General features: G+C 69.7%; 20 protein-coding genes. 1 reads left to right on the forward strand and 19 read right to left on the reverse strand.

The genetic code is table 11. The annotated features are described in order from the left end of the window. Positions 1 to 4 precede the first annotated feature (4 nt). Positions 5 to 3691 (forward strand): ribonuclease H-like domain-containing protein, encoded by a 3687-nt coding sequence (locus tag JT1_RS17030; protein ID WP_169702094.1) that lies wholly within the window; start codon positions 5 to 7, stop codon positions 3689 to 3691. On the opposite strand, the gene JT1_RS17035 is transcribed toward JT1_RS17030, so the two are convergent. The 19 genes from JT1_RS17035 to JT1_RS17120 all read right to left on the reverse strand — a co-directional run bounded on the left by JT1_RS17035 (position 3664) and on the right by JT1_RS17120 (position 22864). Then, complete coding sequence (locus JT1_RS17035) at positions 3664 to 4365, reverse strand: hypothetical protein (RefSeq protein WP_068329773.1); 702 nt, start codon at positions 4363 to 4365, stop codon at positions 3664 to 3666. The two genes, JT1_RS17030 and JT1_RS17035, sit on opposite strands and share 28 nt — an antisense overlap. After that, the gene (locus JT1_RS17040; protein ID WP_068329776.1) at positions 4362 to 4757 is read right to left on the reverse strand and encodes an N-6 DNA methylase; all 396 of its coding nucleotides are present in this window, start codon (positions 4755 to 4757) and stop codon (positions 4362 to 4364) included. Before JT1_RS17040 ends, JT1_RS17035 begins: the two co-directional genes overlap by 4 nt. Before the next feature lie 355 nt (positions 4758 to 5112). Continuing rightward, on the reverse strand, positions 5113 to 5316 hold the full coding sequence (locus JT1_RS17045; protein WP_068329780.1) for a hypothetical protein: 204 nt from the start codon (positions 5314 to 5316) through the stop codon (positions 5113 to 5115). Positions 5317 to 5375: 59 nt separating this feature from the next. Next, positions 5376 to 5537, reverse strand: coding sequence for a hypothetical protein (locus tag JT1_RS18540; RefSeq protein ID WP_169702095.1), 162 nt, complete (start codon positions 5535 to 5537; stop codon positions 5376 to 5378). A 111-nt stretch (positions 5538 to 5648) separates the two neighbouring features. After that, positions 5649 to 6350, reverse strand: coding sequence for a hypothetical protein (locus JT1_RS17050; RefSeq protein WP_068329783.1), 702 nt, complete (start codon positions 6348 to 6350; stop codon positions 5649 to 5651). 35 nt (positions 6351 to 6385) lie between these two features. Then, positions 6386 to 7063, reverse strand: coding sequence for a helix-turn-helix domain-containing protein (locus tag JT1_RS17055; protein WP_068329786.1), 678 nt, complete (start codon positions 7061 to 7063; stop codon positions 6386 to 6388). After that, positions 7060 to 9429 carry a hypothetical protein gene (locus tag JT1_RS17060; RefSeq protein WP_169702096.1) on the reverse strand — a complete coding sequence of 790 codons (2370 nt, stop codon included), beginning with the start codon at positions 9427 to 9429 and terminating at the stop codon, positions 7060 to 7062. The genes JT1_RS17055 and JT1_RS17060 overlap by 4 nt, the downstream gene beginning before the upstream one ends. An 80-nt stretch (positions 9430 to 9509) precedes the next feature. Further along, positions 9510 to 10289, reverse strand: coding sequence for an HNH endonuclease family protein (locus tag JT1_RS17070; protein WP_068329795.1), 780 nt, complete (start codon positions 10287 to 10289; stop codon positions 9510 to 9512). Between the two features lie 75 nt (positions 10290 to 10364). Next, positions 10365 to 12566 carry an FtsK/SpoIIIE domain-containing protein gene (locus JT1_RS17075; RefSeq protein ID WP_068329798.1) on the reverse strand — a complete coding sequence of 734 codons (2202 nt, stop codon included), beginning with the start codon at positions 12564 to 12566 and terminating at the stop codon, positions 10365 to 10367. A 316-nt stretch (positions 12567 to 12882) separates the two neighbouring features. Further along, positions 12883 to 13065, reverse strand: a complete 183-nt coding sequence (locus JT1_RS18545) for a hypothetical protein (protein ID WP_169702097.1) — start codon at positions 13063 to 13065, stop codon at positions 12883 to 12885. Positions 13066 to 13090: 25 nt separating this feature from the next. After that, entirely contained in the window at positions 13091 to 13969 is an 879-nt protein-coding gene (locus JT1_RS17080; RefSeq protein ID WP_068329801.1) for a hypothetical protein, read from the reverse strand. A gap of 228 nt (positions 13970 to 14197) precedes the next feature. After that, complete coding sequence (locus JT1_RS17085; RefSeq protein WP_068329805.1) at positions 14198 to 14527, reverse strand: hypothetical protein; 330 nt, start codon at positions 14525 to 14527, stop codon at positions 14198 to 14200. Then, on the reverse strand, positions 14524 to 14901 hold the full coding sequence (locus tag JT1_RS17090; protein WP_068329808.1) for a hypothetical protein: 378 nt from the start codon (positions 14899 to 14901) through the stop codon (positions 14524 to 14526). The genes JT1_RS17085 and JT1_RS17090 overlap by 4 nt, the downstream gene beginning before the upstream one ends. Then, complete coding sequence (locus JT1_RS17095) at positions 14894 to 15169, reverse strand: hypothetical protein (RefSeq protein ID WP_068329811.1); 276 nt, start codon at positions 15167 to 15169, stop codon at positions 14894 to 14896. The genes JT1_RS17090 and JT1_RS17095 overlap by 8 nt, the downstream gene beginning before the upstream one ends. Then, a complete protein-coding gene (locus JT1_RS18550) occupies positions 15166 to 15429 on the reverse strand; it encodes a WhiB family transcriptional regulator (protein WP_068329814.1) in 264 nt (87 codons plus the stop codon). Before JT1_RS18550 ends, JT1_RS17095 begins: the two co-directional genes overlap by 4 nt. Before the next feature lie 391 nt (positions 15430 to 15820). Next, complete coding sequence (locus tag JT1_RS17105) at positions 15821 to 17410, reverse strand: M23 family metallopeptidase (protein ID WP_068329817.1); 1590 nt, start codon at positions 17408 to 17410, stop codon at positions 15821 to 15823. Then, the gene (locus JT1_RS18555; protein WP_169702098.1) at positions 17410 to 18060 is read right to left on the reverse strand and encodes a hypothetical protein; all 651 of its coding nucleotides are present in this window, start codon (positions 18058 to 18060) and stop codon (positions 17410 to 17412) included. The genes JT1_RS17105 and JT1_RS18555 overlap by 1 nt, the downstream gene beginning before the upstream one ends. Then, positions 18057 to 20279, reverse strand: coding sequence for a hypothetical protein (locus JT1_RS17115; RefSeq protein ID WP_169702099.1), 2223 nt, complete (start codon positions 20277 to 20279; stop codon positions 18057 to 18059). The genes JT1_RS18555 and JT1_RS17115 overlap by 4 nt, the downstream gene beginning before the upstream one ends. Then, positions 20279 to 22864 (reverse strand): ATP-binding protein, encoded by a 2586-nt coding sequence (locus JT1_RS17120; protein ID WP_068329827.1) that lies wholly within the window; start codon positions 22862 to 22864, stop codon positions 20279 to 20281. The genes JT1_RS17115 and JT1_RS17120 overlap by 1 nt, the downstream gene beginning before the upstream one ends. Between the last annotated feature and the right edge of the window lie 18 nt (positions 22865 to 22882).

The raw sequence follows: 22882 nt of genomic DNA on the forward strand, positions 1-22882 counted from the left end.
GTCCATGACCAAGGCCGGCTCGACCCGTACATCGCTGATCGAGCGGCTGGTGAACAAGGCTGGCGGGGTGCGGTCCGAGGCGACGATCCAGTCGGACGTACGGATGCTGCTGCTCGACCCCGAGCTCGGTCTCGAAGACGACGACCTGGAGGTCCACCTCGAGGCCCAGGTCGGGCCGGGCCGGCGCATCGACGTCGAGATCGGCTGCACGGTCATCGAGGTCAAGAAGTCCTTGGCCAGCCCGTCCACCATCGCGGCCGCCACGACCCAGCTCGCGGGGTACGTCCAGACCCGTGCCCAGGAGATGGGTCGCCGCTACGTCGGGATCCTCACCGACGGCCGGCTCTGGATCGCCTTCCACGAGGTCGACGACGAGCTGGTGGAAGCGACCCGTCACACCGCGACCGTCGGCGTAGCCGGCGCCACGGCACTCCTGCGCTGGCTCGAGGGAGTGCTGGCGACCAAGCGGGCAGTCAAGCCGACCCCGACCGAGATCGCGGACCGCCTCGGCGCTGCGAGCTCCTCGCACGCCCTGGACTACTCCACACTGGCCTCGTTGTACGCCGACAGCCGAGACCTGCCGACCGTGGTCCTCAAGCGCGAGCTGTGGGCCAACCTCCTGCGCAGCGCCCTGGGCACGCAGTTCACCGACGACGACGAGCTCTTCCTCGAGCACACGCTCCTGGTCAACAGCGCCGAGATCATCGCCCACCTCGTGCTGGGGCTCGACGCCGAGGGGCTCTCGGCCGCGACCCTGCTCTCCGGGGACCAGTTCGCCGTCGCCGGCCTGCACGGCGTCGTCGACCGCGACTTCTTCGACTGGGTCCTCGAGGTACCCGGCGGCGAAGGGTTCGTCACCTCCCTGGCCCGGCGCCTTGCCCGCTTCGACTGGTCTGCCGTCGAGCACGACGTCCTGAAGGTCCTTTACGAGTCCGTCATCTCCCCCGAAACCCGCAAGGCCCTCGGCGAGTACTACACCCCCGACTGGCTGGCCCACCGCGTCGTCTCCGAGGTCGTGACCGACCCGCTCAACCAGCGTGTGCTCGACCCGTCCTGCGGGTCCGGGACCTTCATCTTCTACGCGGTACGCCGCTTCCTGAACGCGGCCGACGAAGGGGGCCTTTCCCTCGCAGACTCGATGGGCCTTGTCTCCTCCCGCGTCATGGGCATCGACCTGCACCCCGTCGCCGTCGCCCTGGCCCGGGCCACCTACCTCCTGGCGCTCGGCCGCGACCGGCTCAACGCGAAGGACCGCGGCGTGCTGTCCGTGCCGATCTACCTCGGTGACTCGCTCGGGTGGGACCAGCGGGAGGACCTGCTGACCCAGGACCAGCTCGTCATCCCCACCGAGGTCGGCGACCAGCTCCTCTCCGGCGAGCTCGTCTTCGGGGAGCACCTGCTGGAGAACGCCGCAGCATTCGACGACCTTGTCCAAACCCTCGTCGACGAGTCCGGCCGCGCCGCCGGCAAGGCGACCAACAAACTCTCCGAGGGGACTATCCGCCGGCTCGCGCTGACCGAGACCGACCTGCCCGACCTCAACGCCAACTTCCGCCGGCTCAAAGAGCTCCACGAGGCCAACCGGAACCACATCTGGTCGTACTACATCCGCAACGTCGCCCGCCCGGCCTGGCTCGCCCGCGAGGAGAACCGCGTCGACGTGCTCGTAGGCAACCCGCCGTGGCTGTCCTACCGGCACATGACCGATTCGATGCAGAAGCGGTTCAAGACCCTGGCCAAGGACCGGGGGTTCTGGCACAACGAGACCACCGCCACCCACCAGGACCTCGCCGGCCTCTTCGTCGCCCGCGCCGTCGAGCGATATCTCAAGACCGGCGGCCACCTCGGCTTCGTCGTCCCCAACTCCGTCATCGACCGCGACTACTGGTCGGGCTTCCGCGCCGGGCGGTTCGACGGCGCTGCGGTCACCTTCACCGCCAGCTGGGATCTGCGCCGGATCCGTCCCCACCTCTTCCCCCGCGGCTCCGCGGTCATCTTCGGCGCACGCACCGCCGAGCCGGGGGCTATGCCTGGCCACGCCCTGGTGTGGACCGGGCGAGCCCCGCGCCGCCACGCCAGCACCGAAGAGGCTCTCCTGCTCCACCAGAAGGTCGCCGAACTGGCGATCGGCGCCGAGGACGACCAGAGGTCGCCCTATGCCTCCCGGTTCAGCCAGGGCGCGAACCTTGTGCCGCGGGTGCTGTTTCGGGTCGAGCCAGCCAAAACGACCTCGCTCGGGGTGCCCAGCGGCCGCGCGGCGGTGCAGTCCAAGCGCTCGGTCAGCGAGAAGAAGCCGTGGAAGGAGCTGCCCAACCTGGAAGGGACCGTCGAGACCCAGTTCATCTGGCCGGTGGCCCTCGGCGAGCAGGTCGTTCCCTTCGTCATGCGCGAGCCCGAGCAGTTCGTCATCCCGCTCACCCAGAAGGGCGAGGTCCTCGGCGGTGACCACCCCAGCATCGACGGCTACCCAGGGCTCGCCGATTGGACCCGCAAGGCTGAAGAACTATGGGAGCTACACGGCAAGTCGAAGTTGAGGCTGGATCAACAGATTGACCACATGAGCAAGCTGTCCCAACAGGTACCTTGTCCTCCGGTCCGAGTGGTGTACGCCAAAGCGGGTATGCACGTCTCCGCTGCAGTGATTGACGACCCCCGCGTGATCATCGACCACAAGCTCTATTGGGCCGCGGTCTCCACTCTGGCTGAGGGCCACTACCTCGTAGGGATTCTCAGCGCGCCGGTGCTCACCGAGCTGGTCCGACCGCTGATGTCGTACGGCAAGGACGAGCGCGATATCGACAAGCACGTGTGGAAGCTGCCGATCCCCACCTTCGACCCAGGGGTCGAGCTGCACGCCGAGATCGCCACCCTCTCGGCCGAGATCGCCCAGGAGTTCGCCGACCTCGAGTTCGACACGACCAACTTCGTCACGATCCGCAAGCAGTTGCGCGCCCGGATCCTGGCCAGCGAGACGGGGCAGCGCCTTGATGTCCTGGTCGCGCGCCTGCTCGACGTCGACGCTGCCGCGGCCGAGGGAGTGGCCGCCGACCAGCAGCACCCGCTGCTGATCCGCACCAACTCCTCCGCCATCCCCGATGCGGCCGACGTCGAGATAGACGTCGACTGCGAGTTCGACGCCGAGGGCCGGGTCTACCTCTGGGGTGCCTTGGTCTCCCGCGGCGATGACGAACCGGCCTACACGCACTTCGTAGACGCCTCAGCGGAGGTCGACGAGACCGCGCTCACCGAGCAGTTCGCCGCCTGGCTGACCGACCTCCTTGACCAGGAACAGTCGACCGGGCGATCGGTGTCGTGGTTCCACTACGGCCACGTCGAGACCACGCACCTGTCCCGGCTGCTGCCGGCGGCGGACGCGCAGCCCTTGATCGGGTGCGCGGTCGACCTGCTCGCCGATGTCGTCCGTCCGGGCTTCTACGCGCCTACCGGGTACGGGCTGAAGCACCTGGCGCCGGGTGCCGGCGCGAGGTGGCGCACCGAGGGCGCGACCGGCGCCGACACCCTCGGCTGGGTCGAGCAGGCCCGGGCTGGTCAGCCTGGGATGTGGGAGAAGTTGGTCGAGTACAACGAGGACGACACCCGCGCCACGCTGCTGCTACGTGCTGCTCTGCGGGGGGCCGGGCCGGTGGGATGGACCCTGGAGCCTCACCAGGACGGGTCGAGCGCGACCTGACGCAAGGCGTAGGCGCCTTCGGCCGTCAGCGGCCGATACCGAGCGTCTAGGCGGGGCGTGGGGGGAACCGTCGGCTCCTGCCCTTCCGCCCAGGCCCGCTCGTAGTCCAGGAGGGCTACCTGGTGTCCGCGGATCTGCTCCCACAGCGCGGCCTCGCGGTCCATCCGCTCGAGCATCGCCTGCCGCTCCTGGGCTCGCCGTGGGGCGTGGTGTCGGCGGTGGGCAGTGAGGAGCTCCTCGGAGTCGGGCCGGTCGAGGTAATCCTCCGCCACCGCGGCGATGATCTCGGCCATGCGGGTGCGGGTGCCGTCGGGTACCTCCCGGACGTCGTCCCCGAGGCGACGCTGGACCCGTAGCCACCATGACGATCGCCGGTCTACTGGGGAAGCGAGGTACTCCACGACGTCGTCGACGTCGACGAGCGCCGATCCTAGGATCTCGACCCCGAAGAGCACCGGGGCCTCGGGCAGCGGCCCGTGGTGGGGAACCAGTGAGGCCTCGCCGTCCCACCGCCCGAACGCCACTCTGAGGTGCTCGGCGTCCTTACCGGGGCGTGCGCCCGGGTCATAACCCACGGTCAGGACCCCGGTCCCTGCGACGTCGTAGTGGACGTTGCCTCCTGGGGTGGGCTCGGCGCAGGTGAACCGCGTCCGTCTCGTGGTGCTCGTGCTCACGCGATCGCCAGTTCCGGCTGCGAGAAATGCTTCTCCCTTGGGTGAGGGGTGCCCAGGGTGTCGGAGCATGACAGCTCCACCCACGGGATGCCGTGGACCGACATCGCGACGCCGGCGATTGCCACAGCGAAGGGGTCGATGTCCTGCAGGATCCAGCGGCGGGCCTCCGGCGCCGTGCCTGCTGCGCGCATCGCGCGGACTGCGGCGACAGCCAGGCCTCCCCCGCCGACGCAGGGGTCGGTGATCACGGCGCCCGCCGGCAGATCGGTGACCCCGGCCAGGGTTGAGAGCGCCCCGGCAAGTGAGGGCGGGGTGAAGAAGGCGCCGCGGACGGCGCGATCGCCGGGTGCGTCGATGAGGGTGAGGATCTGCCCGAGCAGGTCTCCGCGCACTGAGGGCCCCTCCGCGATCGCGAGTAGGTCGAGTGGGTGAGGTGGGTCAGCTGAGCACGTAGCGCGGCGAGGTGGTGCTCGGCCGGGTGTTCCAGCCAGCGCGTGAGCGGACCGATGTTGCCGTGCAGGTACGGGAAGGACTGCTCCCACCGGCCCCAGATCCTCAGCAGCCCCGCGGCGAGATCCGGGCTGCCCGCCAGGGCGCGCAGGAGCGGCCCGCCTGTTGCATGGTCGACGCCGAGGAACAGCGCGGCGGTGCTCGCCGCCGTCAGGGCGGTGTCCTTGGCGGGCGCACCGTGGCGGGCCGCCAGGTCACGCAGGTCCTCGACGAGCTGCGGCAGCGAAAGGGGCGGGCTCATTCGATCTCGGAGAAGTCGATGCTCAGGACCTGGGCGTGGGCGGTGACGGTGTCGCCGTTGTCGTCGGCGAAGGTGATCGCCACCTTGTCGTCGTCGATGCGCACCTCGTCGGCGTAGATGCCGTCGACTTCGTCGGCGCCAGCGAGGAACCGGGCGATGGCGTCAGTCGCGCGCTGGGTGTTGAGGTCCTTGACGTACATCGGGAGCGCCTCTCTTCGGGGTGGGTGATGGGTTGTGTCCGGCCCCGGGCGGGGAGCTCTCATCGCTCCGCACGGGGCCGGGCTGTCACGGGGTGGAAGTCGACCTCGGGCAGGCCACCGCAGCGGCAGCACAGCTCTGGACGGTCGGGGTCACGATCGGGGACTACTTCGCCGCACCCGGCGCAGTTCTGCCACGCCGGCGCGTCGATGGCCTGGCTCATGATCCTCACCTCCACGGGCTCCCTGGTTTTGGTGCCCTCACTACTGAAGAGGTGGCCGCCGGCCGAGATTGTGGAAGCAGAAGACCGAGGCAACCTCGGCAGGGCGAGCCTCTAGGCCTTGGAGGTGCCCTTCTTCTTGCTGCTCCGGGCGGGCTGCCGCAGGCGACGATCAACGACCTTGGACAGCAGGACGGGCCCGGCGTCCTGACGCCACGTCTCGGTTCTCCCGGTGGGCACCAGTGCCCGCGGGGGGATGCATCGTGCGTCCTGCACCTGCTCCAGCACAGCAGCCTTGGCCAGCCGCGCGGCGTGCCTGTTCCTCACTACCAGGGTGTCGACGATTTCCCCCTTGGCGGCTCTGATCTTGCGGGCGGTGTCGTCGGTCGACCCGCTGGCAACCCCATAGACCCGAGCGGCTGGGTAGTGCACCAAGTAGAGAGTGTGGGGAACCCGCCACGATGCCGGCGCCTGTTCAGGGTCCTCGATGATGAGCGCCAGGCCACGCTCCGCCTCACGTACCAACGCGATCTGACGCTCCCTGGAGGCCCTGTCCAACGGTGGCCACAGCAGGGCTCCGCGACCCCGCAGCGCCGCCAGCTGACGCAGCCGCGGCAGCGCACGGCGCGCCTGCTGCGGCATCCCGGTGGCGTCCGCCAGCTTGATCCAGCGCCGCAGCGTCGAGTCGGAGATCTTCAGCGAGGCCGCGGCCCTCGCGACGTGGAGCCGGCCGTCCTTCGGCGGGATCGCCGCCCACAGCCAGCACAGCAAGTCTGCCGTCGCTGGCGTGGGCGCCCCCAGCTCCTCGAGGATCACCTCTTCCCTCGGAGATGGTGGCGAGAACGTCGCCCTCATAGGTTCTTCCAGCTGAAGTTCGTCAGGTCGATCTGCACGGAGCTGCCGAAGCCGTCGATGTTGCTCTCCAGGATCGACAGTGCCTTCTCCTCATCGCCGTCCATGAGCGCCTGGTTGAGCTGCTGGGTCTTCTCGGCGCTGAGGGTGAAGTTGAAGCTGCGTTCGTCGCCGTTGCGGGAGTCGAAGGTGTCGACCCAGATGTGCCCGGTGAGGGCGCCGCTGAACACAGCGTTGGGGGACGCCGAGCGCAGCGCCCGCCGCCGCTCCGGACTGACGCTGGCCCTGCGGCCGGCTGGGGAGTTCTCCCAGTTGCTGCGCAGCTTCGCCCCTGCCTCGGAGCGTGCCGGCAGCTTCCCGGAGTGGATCCACCGGCGCACCGTGGAAGGGTGCACGCCGAGCTCCTTGGCAGCCGCGGTGACGTTTGGTCCGCCCCGGGGGCCCTTGCCGTAGGTCTCGACGACCAGGCGCTTGGCTCGCGGCCGCGGGATCTTGTCTGCGATGGCCGAGAAGAGATGGCGTGTGCCCTTCTCCTCCGGGGTGGCGCCGCGGCGTTCCTTGCGTCGATGAGCGCCCGGGGTCTCGATCGGAGCGATCGCGCCGTCGTCTTTGGGCTCGTCATCTCCGATGTCCAGGCTGAAGGAGATCGGCTTGTCGTCGCCGTTGTCCGGGGTCATGCCTCACCGCCCAGGCTGATCGGTCGCAGGGCACCCATGCCCCGCTCGTAGTTCCAGCGTCGCGAACCGCCAGAAATTTCCGGCAGGTGCTCGGGCCCCCAGGTCTCCAGTGGTGCAACGCCCACTGGTTTCCACTGGCCGGCGCCGGTGCCGAACTTCTCTGGCTTGCCGGGCCAGGCCTGCTCGGGGTCGTCGGTGTCGACGGCGAAGAGGACGGTGTCGCGGGAGACGACCAGCGGGGAGGCCCCGGTGCGCGTGTTGGCGTCGACCAGGGCGCTGAGCAGCGCGGTCCTGGCTGCGCCGACGATGTGGTCCCGAAACGCCGGCTGCCGCAGGTGGCGCTGAGTCGGGGGGTACTCCAGGGACGCGAACTTCTGCACCATCTGGGCGTAGACCTGCTTGACGGCCGCGGCTACCGGTGGGCTGCACTCGGCCCTGGCCCGCTTGAGGTTCTCCCCGACCCGGCTGAGGTAGCGGGCGTGGTCTCGCCACACCCAGGCCTCGCGGTAGGTCAGGCCGTCGGGGAAGTGCTCGTCGAGCAGCTTCAGCTGCTTGAGGGTGTGCGCGGTGACGATCCGCAGCCCCTCGGCCGGGACCATCCCGACCGCGTCACCGGGATCGGGCATGTCCCAGCGCGGGGCCTCCCAGGCGTCGACCACCCAGTAGCCAGGCACCTCGCGACCGTCCCAGCGGGCGTCATCGCCGACCAAGTGCTCGACGTCGCTGACGCCGAGCTCGAGGGAGGTGAAGGGGTTGAGGAAGTGCGAGCCGTGGTCGAAGGCCATGACGAAGGGGTGCTCGCGCTCGTCGCTGTGCAGCTGGGACCAGGGCCGGTACCAGCTGAAGACCCGCTCTCCCTCGGTGAAGCGGGCGTCGCTGCGGCGCACCTGCGGGCGCAGGAAGTCGGGTTGGGCGGGGTCGGAGCCCCGGATGAGGTAGCCCGGTCGGGGGTCGCGGTCCGGGGGGGTCGGGGGGCGGAGGACGTCGACGAGATCGACGCCGGTCTGGCCGCCGCTGACCCTCCAGGTCATCCCGACAGTGTCGGCGAACTCCTGGAGGCGGTCGACGAGCGTCGCCGGATCGACCAGGTCGTCGCGGCCCTCGTGCTCGTCGACGACGAAGAGCGCGTTCCCCTGGTAGGTGACCCAGGGCAGCACGGTGAGGTCGGCGCCGGCCGGGAGGATCTCGGGGTGGGTCAGGCGGGTGCGCACGTCCATGCGGTCTTCGTCGAGCTCCCAGCCAGCAGCCAGGGCATCCTGCACGATCGGCAGCGAGGTGAACTCACCGAAGATCTGCTCGCGGGCACGGGATCTGGCCTCTCGGGTGCCGTGGCCGGCCCGGGCGACCTCGAGGGGAAGGCCCATCTGCTCGAGCGCCGGCGGGTAGATAAAGATCTCGCCGCGGTCGGGCTTGGCTGCTCCGCCGCCGTGGCCGAGCCGGTGAGTGGGCACGAGCCGGGCGAGGTCACCGAGGTGGGTGATGTGCGGCAGGTCGTAGCTAAGGCCTCCGGGCAGGTACAGGACCTGTCCGTCCCAGGCGGCGACGGCGGCGGCGAAGCGTGAGCGGTCCGGGCCCTTGCTGCTGCTCTTCTTAGGAGGCTTGGGTGATGGGTGGGGCGAGGCGTCCGCGGACGGCGCGGACCGCTGCTCGGCGGCGGGCGTGCTGGGCGCAGGGGCTGCGTTGTCGTAGTCGTGGAGCCGGGCGCACTCTCCGCGGTGGAGCGGCACGCCTGCTCGGGTGTTCACGGCAGGGGTTCCGCACACGGCACAGGGCGCGCTGTGCCCGGTCGGCATCCGCACGAACTCCGCTGTGGCGGTGGGCGCCTGCTCGGGCTGGGCCTCAGCCTGGAGCGGCTGGGGCTTGGCAGCGACGTGGGCGCCTGCGTGGTCATCCTGGAGGAGTCGGCTGATGACGCTCGGGTCCAGGCCAGCGCTGCGGGCCCGGTCGGCGCGAGAAGAGGCAGCGGCTCGGGCGTGGTCGTAGCGGGCGCGAGTGGCCTTGAGCTGGGCTGCGTGCTCAAGCAGGTCGGCGCCGGCGTGAGGGTGCGCGCGGACGGCCTCCATACGCTGCTCCCAGGCTGTCCGCTCCCCTTCGCCGGCCCAGAGGGTGATCTGAAGGTGCTGTCCGTCCGGGTCGACCTGGAGCTCGGCCCCGAGGAGTCCGAGGTCGCGCAGCTGTTGGATCTGGGCCTGCAGGTCGGGGGTGGTGGACAGTGGGCCTTCTGGGCCGGGCTCGGGGCCGGAGGTGTAGCAGGTCAGCTGTGGCGGGGTCCCGGGGCGGACTCTCAGGTGGGAGAGCTGCTCGCGGGTACGGCCTGGGAGGCTCAGCAGTGCCTGCACGAGAGTGGGGTTGCTCTGATCGCTCATCCTCGGCTCCTCCTTGATCTGCGTGGGGGTGGTCAGTCCCCGTCTCGGTTGGATGGTGCTAACGGTAGGTGACGGTGGTGTCAGCGTTCAGGAGCTGGGACTGCGCTCTCCTCCGAGGTGGGCAGCACCTGGCCGGGGCAGCGGGTCAGTGCCTCACGCATCGCCGCCCGCTCCTGCGGGGTCACGCTCATCTCGTACTTGGTCTTGACGGCGATCTGTCGGGCGACCAGGTCGCAGCGCGCGGTGTCGCTGACCAGTGCCCCGATCGGGGTCGTTCCTGGCCAGCTCTGCGCAGGGCGGTCGCCCTTGCTGCGGTTCGTCGAGGACAGCGTGGCCAGCAGGTTCAACGGGTCGTTGGCGAACCTCTCCCGGCTGTGCTGATCGGCCGACCACGCTCCTGATCGCCACCCGTCGGCAAGGCTGACGACGTGGTCGATGTCGATGCTGGACTCTCCGCGCCGCTGATAGGTCCCCTGCTGCCCGGTGTAGGGGTCAAGGAGTCGACCGCTGGCCGGTGAGCATCCCTGGGTGCCCGGGTCGATCACGAGCTCCTGCAGATCACGGCGCAGGACATCAGAGCGGGTGTCGCACCCGTTGCGGGCTCCCGAGACCCCGGTGGCGGCGTCGCTCCACCGTTGACCGAAGTGCTCAGGGCGGTAGCCCGGACGCGCGGTGCGGCGCTCGGTGAGCGACTCCAGCGCTGAGGCCGCCGACCCCTTCATCGCCGGCGCGTCGACGCGCGTCGATGGCGTGGGCGCCAGGTCCCTGGGGAGGGTCCAGTTGGAGTCGCTCTGGCCCAGGACCGCAACCGCTGTGAGCGCGGCGGTGATCAGGGTCAACGCTTTGGCCTTGCTGGTCATCTCGGTCCACCTCTCATTACGCACTACTTTAGAGCGTTTAGCGTGGGGGGCGCCACTTCACCTCCAGCACGCGGGTCAGGTCAGATCCCCCAAGATCGACTCTTCTTCGTCGACGGGGATGGGCTTGCGCACCATGAACGGCTCGTCCTCCGGCACGGCCTCGGTGCCGTCGTCGACCCCGACGTTGGAACGCCAGGCGATAAGCGCCAGACCGGGGTCGTCGGGGTCGGGCGAGGGTTCTTCCTCCACGACACCCCAGCTGCCGTCCTCGAGTTCGATGAGGTCGCCGGGATTGAGCTCGTAGGCACCGGCCACCTGCTCCGGCTCGGCGTAGCCGGCGAACTCGTCGAGCTCGACCTCGCCCGGACCGACATCCGCGCTGGTCCCGCCGACGGCGTGCAGATGCCGGCGCGCTCGGGCCCCTTCCTCGGCCTCGCTCTCACCAGGGATCCGCTGCTGACCGACCCTCAGCACGGCGACCGGGGAGGCCGCGACGCGGCCATCGACGGGCTCTTCGCTGCCCCGGTGGAGAGGGTCGAGGTCTGGGCGTTCGTCGGCGTAGTGCCAGGCAGCGCTGACGTAGTCGTCGAAGGTCGGGATGATCTCGACACCGGTCTCGGGGTCCAGGGTGGGCCGAGGCACCTCGATGACCAGGCGCGGGTGTCGTCGCTCGGTGGGACGCACCGAGTCGATCAGCGCGCGCTCCTGGGTGCCGTCGGCGGCATCCATATCGGGGAAGCGGAAGAACTGCGCCTCCACCGGTTGCCCCTCGTGGCCGGTGACCATGCCTCGTTGGCGCATCGAGCGCGGGATCGCGACGCCGGTGGCTGCGTTCTGCCACATCATCACCGCGCCCTGTGGGTCGAGGCGGCCCACACTCATCCGGAAACCGAAGTTGGACCGAGCCTCACCACCGCCGGCCCCGCCGCCGCCGAGCAGCGCGACGTCTGGGCGTTGCATCGCCACGACCAGGTGGATGCGTGCGGTGCGAGCCAGCCGCAGCAGGGATCCGATCTGCTTCAGGGTCGGCGGCTTGTTCGCCTTGCCCGACTTCACATCGGGATACCAGGCCAGCAGGTTCTGCACGAGCTCGGCCAGCTCGTCGATGACGACGACGAGAGGCTCGAAGTCGCTGATCTTGGCCCGGCCAGACTTGATCAGCGTGTAGCGCTCGTTCATCACGCGCTCGGCGGCGTCGATGACGGCGACCTGCTCCTGGATGGAGGTCGCCACCATCTGCACGTTGGGCCAGTCCCGGAAGGCAAGGAACTCGATCTGCTTGCCGTCTGCGATCCACACCGGCCACCCGTGACGAGTGACCTCGGCCAGAAGCGCGTGCATCGTCGAGGTCTTGCCGGTGCCGGTGCCGCCGCTGATCAGGACCTGGGGCAAGATCGCCGGCGCCCACTCGACGATGTTCTGATCCTCGTCCATACCGACCCGAAAACGCACCCGGCCGTAGTCGGCGAGCAGGTCCTCCCCCACCTCGGGCGAGTCCTGGGGGATCCACAGGCTGGTCGGCAGCGAGGGCCGGCGCTCGAAGCGAACCACGTCACCGGAGAGGTCCCACTTGGCCCGCCAGCGCTCGGGCTGGATCGTGGTCACACGGCTCTCGATGGCCCGGCGGATCGCCGGCTGAGCGAAGCGCGTGGGGTCCTCGTGCGCGGCGTCCAGCGCGACCAGGTGCCCCTCCTCGTCGAAGGCGACCCCGGCGATGCTGCCGGTCTCACCGAGGAGCTTGAGCACCGCGTCCTCGAGCCTGCGCTGCTCACGAGGCCGTTCGTCGACAGCACCGGGCTTTAGGCGCGTCGGGGCGAGCAGGATCCGACGGCGGGGCCCGTCGATGCTCTCGATGACGAACTGCTCACCCAGACGGGCCGAGACGGCCTCGGTGAGCCGGGCGCGCCACTTGGGGTCGTAGTCGGCCTGGTGCGCGACGTAGGACAGGGTGATCGTCGAGATCTCCCGGCCGGAGTACCCGACCTTGACCATCTTGCGGGAGGGCCCGCCGATCAGCGGCGCCAGAGTCGTCGCGAGCGAGTCGCGGACGCGCTGCCTCTCCCAGGAACGTCGACCCTGGATGAAGGTGGTGGCCCCGAGGACGGCGCCCCCGGCCAGCGCCGGGACGTCCCATCCCGGGTAGCCCACGATCGGCAGCAGCCCCCAGCCGGCCACCCCGGCCCCGGCGAGCAGGCCTGCCTGCTGCCGGTAGTTGCGGGGCGGCTCGCGGAGCAGGTCGTACTGGTCGGCATCGCTGGAGCGCTCGACGAGGTTCATACCCGTGAAGAGGTGCCCCTCGCAGGCCTTCCTGGAAGGGCCTGGGCGCACGAAAGGTGGCGGCGTTCGTGACGCCACCACCTCCGCGCACTGCTTATTCGTAGTGCCCTCAGGCTACCGATCCACCCCGCGAGGGGCCAGGAGATTCCTGGGTCCTCGTGGTGGCGTCGCTTGCCCCCTGTTCCGGGGATGCGGGCTTGGGTTGGTGCTGGCAGACGCACCCCCGGTACGTCAGGTGCGGGTGCTCGGTGTCGACGCATCGCTCGTGCTCAGCGGCACGGCAGGAAGGGCAGACCACAACTCGCCTCGCAGCCCGTCAGGCGCCGGTCGGAGGCTGAGCCGGCGGAGGCTGGCTCGAGCGGCGGGGGGCCTCGTTGATTAGGAGACTCCGCGGGAAGACGAGCATGGGCCGGCCTCGGGAGTCTCGGCCACGACTGGGGTCGCGCATCGGGATGACGTCGTCGTGCTCAGGCTTCTTCTTCGGCTTCTTCTCGGTCATGACAACTCCTTCGTCGTTGCTCGGGTCACTCGGGGACATCGGTCAGCTGGACGACGGTTCGTTGCCCGGTGCTGCCGTCTGGACGGGTGTACCGCACGTGCTCCTTGCCGACGACGACGAGCTGCAAGCCGCGGGGCAGCAGGTGGTGGGTGTCCGTGCTCGCGGCTCCGCCACCGACGTAGGCGCCGCGGCGGGTGGCGATCTCGAAGGTGACGAGCTTGTCGTGTCCGATGATCTCGTCCTCGGTCTCGTGGATGTTGTGCGCGGCCAGTGTGTAGCGGTCGAAGTCGATGACCTCCCCCTCGGCGAAGGACTTGGCGTAGGTCCGGGCGTCGGGGATCTCACCGGGGATCAGCACGTTGCTGTAGACGACGTGCGATCGGTCGTTGCGCCGCTCTGCCCGCTGGATCATCCGGTCCACCCGTCGCACGGTGCGTTCGTCCTCGGCGCTGAGCTCGTGCGCGTTTCCGGTCTTCTCAGAGAGGCTGTCGTTGACTCGTGCCCAGCGGTCGGGGTTTGACAGGTCGCTGGCGGCCTTGAGCTCTGTGCGGGGTGTCGCGCCCTGTGCCTCTTTGGCGGCCACGAGCCGCTGGCGCTTCTGCCACCCGCTGACCTGCTCGCGTCGGGTGCCGGGCTCGGGGAGCTTGCGTTCCTTGCGCGGGTGACCCAGCGGCGCTGTCTTCGAGGCGGGCATGTGGCGCTGGGAGTCGATGTGCGAGGGCGCGTAGCCCGGGGTCGCGGACATCTCTCGGTCCATCGCCCGGAGCTCATCGCGCTGGGCGTCTCGTTCGGCCTTGACGTCGGCGTCGACCCGCCGGGCTGCCTTGGTGCCGGGGTCGAGGCTGGCCCTGTCGGGGTCATAGACCCGTCGGGAGCGCGACTTGCGCGCGGTGGTGGTGCTCACGGCTTGCTCCTCTGGCTCGCGGTTGGGACGAAGCCGGGCGCGTTACCCGTGAAGGTCACGCGCCCGGCCGTTGGCCGGAACCACCCGGCCGTTGTCCAACCGAGACCGAGGAGCGCAGCGTCTCCGCTGCGTCCGGGAAGGTTCCTCCGAGGAGGAGCCACTTCGGACTCGAATGTGCTTCCAGTGTAGGGGAGGAGAGCAGGTCGTGTCATCGTCCGGTCCTTCGGCTCAGAGCGCGATGCGCAGGTGCTCGCGCTCGAGACGGCGGGCACGGCGCTGGAGCAGTTCGTTCTCGGTCGCGCGGGGCTGAGGGTCCTTGGCCGGTTCGGGGCATCGGCTGCAGTAGCAGCGGTTCGGGGCGCAGGTCCCGCCGTTGGTGCGAGGCGCCCAGTTCAGGCCGTGCCCCCACTCCCCCGGCTGCGGCGGGTGCTGCGCGCAGCGCCACTGCTCGGGCGCCTTCACCAGCGCGGGTTCCTGGCAGATCTCGCAGCGGGCGTCGAGCCGGTCGGTCAGCGGCCCGAGCTGTGCGAGCTCGTCCCATCCGCGGGGGCTGCTCATCGGGGCTCACCGTGCTCGACCCAGGGCGCGATGGTGATGCGGCCCTGAGCCAGTGCTAGCTCGTCGATGTCGTCGACCCCGGCGCCGTCGGCGAGCACGGCTGCTCCACCGTCGACGACGGATCCTGCACGCACACCAGGGTGGAGGTAGGCGGTGGCACCGAGGCCGACGACGAAGGGGGTCTGGGCGGAGTGGATCTCGAGGGTGATGTCCTCCAGCAGGAGCTCGTCGACCTCGAGGTCGTCGCTCTCCTCGGCGCGCACACGCAGCACGTCGGGTCGCGTGCTGACCTCCGCCGCGCGCCCGAGGCTGACCGGGCGGACGCTGCTCAGCACCTCCGCTGTGATGTGGTCGAGGTGGATGACGTCAGCCACGGCGGGCCTCCTTGGTTCGGGATGAGCGGGCGTGCGCGACCCAGATGCCGGCAACCACCAGGACTGCCACGACGACGAGTCGGCGAAGGTCCAGCCCCGCGTCGAGGAATGGCACCGGGAGCAGGCTCGCCTCGGCGCCGACCAGGACCTGCTTCTCGAGCAGCCACCCCCGGACGGCCGCACGGACAGAGGGGAGCAGCGCGGGCAGGAAGAAGACCGCGAGGAAGAGCAGCAGCAGCTTGCTGGTGGCGTCCTCGTCCTGATTCATGCCGCCACCGGGGAGAAGGACGCGCTCTGGTTGACCGCCCGTGACCGCTCGTCCCGATCGGTGCCACCCCAGATCCCGAACTCGGGCTCGCCGTCCGCGTGCTTCTGGATCGCGAACTCGGCGCACGCTTGGAGCAGCGGGCACCCGGAGCAGGCCTTCTTCGCGGCGCGCTTGTCGCGGCGCAGCTCGGAGAACCACAGGTCCGGCTGCTGGGAGCAGGGGAGCTCGATCGTGTGCTTGCTCTGCGGGTTGGGCCTCATCGGGGGGCCTCCTTTCCTCTCACTGATGAAGAGGTGCAGCCCGTGGCCGATGTTGGAAGTCGCTCCGCAGGAATCGTCGGCGATCCCAGAAACTGCTTGCCTGGGGTCACTAGAATCGGCGCGTACGCTGCGACGTCGCCCGAAGGGCGCGCGCGAGGGAGCGGTCGATTCGCTCCCCCCTCCAATATGACGTCGCATATGCATCGGCAGATGGGGCGGCAGAGGCACCCTCAGAGGTACCCGCAGAGGGGCAGGCAGGTGCTCACGCAGAGGACTGCGCTGATGGCACGGCATAGGCGGCTGCAGATGCGGAGCCGTGCAGAACGCCCCGGGATCGCGAAAGCCCCCGCGTGGCAGATCGCCGGCGGGGGCTTCGTAGGGTCGGGGCGGGCTACTGGTAGCTGACGTGGACGTGATCCTTGTGGAGCAGGGTGTCCCCCGAGGTCGGGGCGTAGCGGGTGTACGGCCGCCACCCCTCGGAGTCTCGGTCGACCGACCAGATCTTGACGTCCCAGATCACGTACTTCACGCCGAGCTCCTGGGCGTGCTTGCGGGTCCACTGCGCCAACTGCCAGCCTCGTTCCCGGCCGGCGGGCGTGCTGTAGGCGGGGATCATGAAGTCGACAGCCATCCCGGACCCGTGGTCGGAAGGTCCCTGCCGCTCCCCCACCCCGTACATCGTCTCGACCCAGTCGAAGGACCCGCTGGTGCAGCGCAGGCCCCTCAACGCCACGGGCTGGAGCCCCTTCTCGGCGCTGCTGCCGGAGGCCTGGCAGCTCCCGGGGGCGCCCGGCATTCCCCGCACGACCTGCTCCCCATCGCAGCCAGCAGCGCTTCCGTCGCTTTTGGCCAGGGCGGCGGCCAGCGCCGGGTCGTCGGTGATCTGCGAGACCAGCGTGACGGCCTCGTTCCAGGACTTGGCGTAGTGGTTGGCGTCGGCGTTGCCCTGGGTGCGGTGGGCGGCCAACGTCGGGGAGAGGTCGCGGTACCCCTTGACCTTGACCAGGGCGTCGAAGAAGAGGAGAGCCGAGGAGTAGGCGTCCATGCGTTTGTTGAGGGGCCCCCAGCTGGTCCGCTGCTGGAAGACCCCTCTGCTGTCAGGGCCGGCTATGTCGCCGTGATCGAGCTCGCGCAGGTCGGACTCCCCGATGCCGGTCATGACCCCGACGGTGGCGCTCCACTGGTCGAGTCCGCGGGTGTTGGCCGCGCGGATGATCTCCATGGCCACCCTGACCTGGTCGGCGTTGAACCGGCCGAGGGATCGGGCGTTGCCCTTGGGTGCGTCGGCTGGGTCTTCGCCGCCGGAGCTGACGTCCGCGGTGACGACCTCGATGTCAGCAGCTGAGTCTGGGTCTGAGGTCGAGACGGAGGCTGCGGTCGCGGTCCCTCCTAGCGGGGGCATCTTCACGCCTTGCTGCTTCAGCCAGGCGATGGGGTCGACGGGTTGGCCGCCGCGGTGCACCTCGAAGTGGAGGTGATTGCCGGTGGACAGGCCTGTGGTGCCCTCAACACCGACGGCTCCTCCGGCGCTGATCTGCTGGCCCTGCGTTGCGCTGATGCTGGCCAGGTGGAAGTAGCGGGTGCGGATCCCGCCCCCGTGGTCGATCTCGACGAAGTTCCCCGCGCCGGGGTCTCCGTGGACCACTGTGGCGACCTTGCCGGCCTTGGCGGCGACGATCTTCCCGCCGGAGGGGACGGTGGTCAGGTCGGCGCCGGCGTGCAGCCGCCAGACCTGGAGGACGGGGTGGAAGCGCTGCCCGAAGGGCGAGCCGTACCGGAAGGTGCCGGCGATGGGCGCTCGAGCGGGCCCGCCGCTGGCCAGGACGACGTCCTGGCCGACGGTGTCGCAGCCCTCCATCGCGTGGGCCGCGGACGTTGAGGCGCTGAAGAACGCCATGGCCGCCATGGCGATGCCGACCGGGACGGCCACGACGGCGACGAGCAGCGGTGCCACGATCATCGCGACGTGCTTGGGCTGCATCAGTGGACGCCTTCGGGGGCCCGGATCGAGGAGACCCGCCAGGTGCCGTCGTCGCGGTCCGTGGTCAGCAGGACGGTCCACTGGCCGACGTCGGTGGGGACCAGGACAGCGACCTCTTCGTCTCCGTGCCCGTCGTCTGCGCCGGAGTCCTCGCCAAGGATCAGGTGGGCCCGGCCGGTGACCTTCCGGAAGGGGACCCGCTCGGGGTCGATGCCGATCATCTCGTTGCGGCCCTGCGCTGAGAGCAGACCTTCGGTGCGTGACCACCATGTCGAGTACCCGAGCTGCGGGGACTGGGCGAGCAGGCGCATGACCTGCTCGGCCCGCTCGGGTGCTCCTCGGGCGGACTTCTTGGCTGACTGGACGGCCGACGGGTCGATCCGGTCGTGGTCGTGCCCGCTGGCCGGGCTGGTGGCGCTGCGGGGCGGCTCTGAGGTCCCGGGGTGGGGGGGGGATCTCGATGGTCCCAGGCTCGGGCTGGGGGTCGACGACGGCTGCGCCGAGTGGGTCGGCTGTGGCCCCGACTCGTCGCCGCGTCCCAGCAGCAGCATCACGGTCAGGAGCAGCGCGAGGCACACGAGGGCGGTCACGACCGGGCCGCGGCGGAGGCGCACGGTCGGGAGGCCTTGATGAGGTCCGGGGCGACTCATGACGCCTCCTTGATCGCGGCCAGGCGCAGGGCAGCGCCGTGGGAGGCCCCGAAGGGCTCCTTGCGGGTGGCCTGTCGCTCCTTCATGGCAGCGATGAGCCGGTCGGCCTTGTCGATGTCTCGGATCTTCTGCTCGCTGAGGTCAGGGGCTTTGACCTTCGGCAGCGACGTCGGTGAGGGGGTCGAGTTGGGTGCTGGCGTCGGTGTGGGACGTGAGCTGGGTGCCGTGGTCGGGTTGGGGCTAGTGGGGGCAGGTCGGTGCCGGGGTGTCTGGACCTGCGGAGCGCGGGGCGTGGTGGATGTACGCCCGAGGTGGACGGCGGCGCCGACAGCGGCCGAGGTGAGCGGGTCGGCGCCGAGCGAGAGAGCGGTCGTGGCGACCTTGCTGGCTCCGCTGTAGCGGCCCAGCGCTCGGGCACCGACCCCGAGGTTGTGGGCGTACTCGCGACCGAAGCTGGTGGCCTGGGCGCGCTTGGCGTCGACGCGCTGCGCGGTGTCCTGGCGTGCCTGGGCAAACTTCTCCCCCATCTGGGTGCGCTTGGCGCTCAGACCGGCCTTGGCGGCCCCGTACGCGCGCGGTGCGTAGACCGGTGCGCCGACGGTGGATGCCAGCCCGAGCTTGGTCGCTGACCAGGCGAGCTTGCCGGTGCCTTTGACGGCTGAGCCCAGCGTGGAGCCGGTCGGTTGCCGTGTGGGTCCGCCCGGCAGGGTCTGCCTCTCGCCCTCGGTGGCCCCTGGGGTGTTGCCCAGCCTGCGGGTGGCCATCATCGACGCGGCCGGGCTGGCCAGGCTGGCAGCGCTGGTCACCACGCGCATCGGGCTGGCCTTGGTGGTGTCGACCGATCGTGCCTCCGGCATCGTCTTGGACTGGATCTTCTGGCCGAGCTTCTTGCCCTGCTTCCGGGCGCGCATCACGTAGGAGGTCATGACGACCAGAGCGACGACCAGGATGCAGTCGATGAGGATGTAGACCATCCGCGGGTCCAGTCCCTCAGCGGTCATGAGGGCCTCGAAGAGCAGCAGGAAGGCGCCGATGCCCATCAAGGTGGCGACGATGTATCCCGCGACGACGCCGACGATGCAGATGGCCGACCAGATCTCGGCGGTGCCGCCGCCGGGGATGATGGCCTTGAGCATGACCCAGGCGGCGCGGACGGCCTCGAACATGGCCAGGGCGATGAAGAAGTTGAGGACGACTGACAGGCCCACGAAGAAGAGGACGAGCGCCCCGCCGGAGGGGTACAAGAACGCCATCCCGATGAGCCCGTTGAGGGGGTTGTCTGCGGCCTCGAGGTAGGCCTTGTTGCACTTGCCCATGTTCTTGCGTGGCCGGTCGTCGTCACCGCCGTTGACGGGATAGCCCTTCTTGAGGTCCTCGTCGTAGACCTTGACGCACTTGGTGTCCTTGTCGATGGAGGCGCCGTAGTTGATGAGCTGGTGCGGGGTGCGGATGAAGACGTCGACGAGCTTGGCGCTGGAGCGTGACTGCAGCTCCGTGGCGTCGGTGGAGTCGCTCTCGCCTCCGCTGACGATCTGGGAGGACAGGCCCACCCCGAGGTCGCGGGAGCCCATGATGAGCCCACTGTCGCCTGCGATGACCTCCATGGGACGCACGGCGGCGGTGGTCAGCAGAGATCCCATGAGCAGCGCGATGAAGAGGCCGGCCAGCCCGGAGGCCGCCTTCCCGGTCTGGATCCACACGGCGCAGATCCCGAAGGCGATGACGGTCAGGGCTGGGATGACCCCGATCTGCCCGATGGTCTCCTGGAGGGCCCCGGCGATGGCGGCGGCGGGGCCGCGGAGGGTCTGGAGCATCTGGAACTGCAGGGCGTAGTCGAACAGCCACAGCGCTGTGCCGACGTAGATCCGGTAGAGCTCCCACGCGAACTGGAGGAAGGTCGCCGCGAACATGTTCTTAGGGTTGGTCACTCCCCCTTCGTCGATCGAGAGCCGGTAGGAGCTCATCGGGATGCCCTGGGAGTCCTTGGTCTGGAAGGGGCTGACCCAGGAGTTGGCGGCGCCGTCGCCGGGGTCGGCGATCGCCAGCCCGGCGGGCAGGACCACGAGCGCGGCCAGGGCAGCCAGGCCGAGGGTTAGACGGGTCCGGTTGCGGGTCAGCCGGTTTCGGGTGTTGACCCGGGCCACCCGTCGCACCAGCGCGCGGGTCTGCGCCGCACGATGGGTCAGTAGCCCGGTCAGGAGACGGCTGGGGGCGGCCATCAGGCTGCGCTCCGGGACTTCGGCGGGGTGGTGAAGACGGCCGCACGGCGGGAGGGGCGTGCAGGGGGAAGGATCTTGACCAGGCCGATGCCTCCGAAGGCGTCGCGCAGGAAGGCCTCGCCGCGTCGCTCGAGCGGCACCCCTTGGTCGCCCTGGACTGGGGAGAGGTCCTCGGTGACCTTCTTGAGCATGTCGGCCCAGGCGGGGTCGTCCTCCTTGATGCCCAGCCAGCGCAGCCCGTTGGCGGCCAGCCCGGCGTCGCGGTGACGGACCAGGACGCGGGTGGGGATGAGCCCGGCGAGAACCTCGTCATGCAGGTCACCGACGTCGTGGGTGCCGGCCAGCAGCAGCGCCTTGGGGCGGCGGCCTCGGCGCAGGAAGTGCTGGATGTCGCCGACGTTCTCGCTGTTCTGGGTGATGTCGTACATCTCGTCGGTGACGAACGCGGCCGCGCGGGAGCGGTCGGCGAAGCACAGGCGACGGGCCAGCCGACACAGCATCCGGTAGTAGGCGCGGCCGAAGACCTTCTCGGGTGGCAGCTGCTTGAAGAGGTGCTCGTTGGACATCTCCCGGTCCGTGGGCTGCTCCATGCCGTGGGTGCGCCACGCGGTCGCGGAGACCGTCAGATCCACCGGCGGCAGTGAGTCGTCGAAGATCACTCGAGCGACCCCGGTCTTGGTCCAGTTCCGCATCGCCTGGCCGAGCTGACGCGCCAGGCGACGGTCTTCCTCGTCGGGCAGGTCGCACCCGCCGTCGGCGAGGTGAGCGCACAGCTGGGCGCTGCTGGTGATCTGGTGCCCCTGGAGGTAGGTGGCCTCGGTGACCTGCCCCAGGACGACTCCCAGCCCGCCTGTGGTGTCGATGTTGAGCAGCTGGACCAGGAAGGTCCGCAGCACGTCCCCGGCCTGCTCTGCCGGCAGCGTCATCAACGGGTCCATAGTCACTTGGGGGTCCATGGCGTCGACGACCTGGTGGGACTCGAAGGTGCGTGCGAAGACGGCCCACTCGCCGTCTTCGGACTTGTCGATGGCCCACCACTGGCCGCCCTTGTCGACCAGGTCGGAGGCGCAGGTCTTGAGCAGCACGCTCTTCCCGGCTCCCATCTCCCCGACGGCCAGGATCGCCCCGGAGACGTCGAGCTCGGGGTAGCCGGCGAGGTCGACGTGGACGACCTGGGGCCGGGAGGTGCCCTTGTTCAGTGCGAACGCGGCACCCCTTTGCCCGCCGAGCTGGTTGCCGACGAACGGGACGAGCTTGGAGAAGTGCTCCGAAGAGGTGAACTGGGCGTAGGTCTTGATCATCGGGGTGCGCGGCGATCCAGGCTGCATCCCCCACCACAGCTCGCTCTGGTGCCCGGCGATCCGCTCGAGCCGCATCCCCACGGAGTCCTTGAGGGTCTTGGTCAGGGCGTGGGCGTGCTCGTCGACCAGGGACGTCAGCTCGGCATCGCTCTGCTCGGGGCTGGTCCGGGCCACCCCGAGGGCGAAGAGCATGGTGTGCTCGACCTCGACCTCGAGCTTGTCGTCGGCGAAGATCTTGTCGTACTCGGTGAGCAGCTCGGCGGCCAGCCGAAGGTCGTGCAGGCCGGTGCCCTGGGCCTCTTCCTTGTCGCGGTGGTCGAACTGCTCGTTGAGGTCCTTGACGGCCTTGCGGTTGCGCGGCAGAACCTTCTCCCGCGAGTTGATCCGCAGACGGATCGCCCAGTCGACGTCATAGCCCGTCTGATCCAGGTGCAGCAGGAACTCGCTGCCCGGGAAGGTCAGGCCCCCGCTGGGCGTTTCGGCAACGGCCAGGATCGCCTGGTGAGAGGCCGGTGTGGCTGGGTGAGCGACCTTGAGGACCCGCTGCCGCAGCACGTTGACCTTGGCGAAAGCGCCGGCGTCGACCAGGTCGGAGCGAGCCCCTTCGTCCAGGACCGGCTCGGAGATCACCGCTGCAGAGACCAGGTCGGCCCCGGGGTGCATGTCCTGCGGGATCTGCGCGGGGACCGGCTCGTCGAGCATCCCGCGGCGCTGAGCGTGGTTGGCGATCCAGGCCTGCTCGGCCACCGACACCTGCCGGGGACGAAACGGTGCCGGGATCAGCGACTCGATCTGCGCCGCCTGCACCACCCGCGCCTGCACATCTGCTGGCGTCCGGTGGGCCAGAGGCACATCCAGACGGTCCTTGAAGTCGCGCCAGGCGGCACGGCCGGCCGTGGTCCATCGCTCCCAGCCGGTGTTGGCAAGAGGCACGGCCAGCCAGTGGAACCGTTCCCCCATCGGGATGTCCTCCAGAGCATCGAGCGTGGCCTCGCACTCCTCGACCCACCCGGGGGTCTGGGCCAGGTCGACGCCCTCGATCATCCGCTCGACGACCTGCACTGGATCCTCGCTGAGCATGTACGACAGCAGCAGCGCCTCACCGTCCAAGGACCGGATCAGCAGCCGGTGGAGGTCTCTCACAGCCCGCTTGTCGGCGATCGTGCCCGAGTAGCGCAGCCCGCTCAGCCGCCACGTCGCCCACACCGTGCCCGACCGGGTCCACATCAGGTGCCCGGCCAGGTCGGTCACCGGCGAACGGCGGATCCTCATGGTCGTGGTCATCTCGGGTCTCCTCAGGGA

The organism is Janibacter terrae NBRC 107853 (genome assembly GCF_001591405.1).
In the GTDB taxonomy this organism is placed as follows: Bacteria; Actinomycetota; Actinomycetes; order Actinomycetales; family Dermatophilaceae; genus Janibacter; species Janibacter terrae.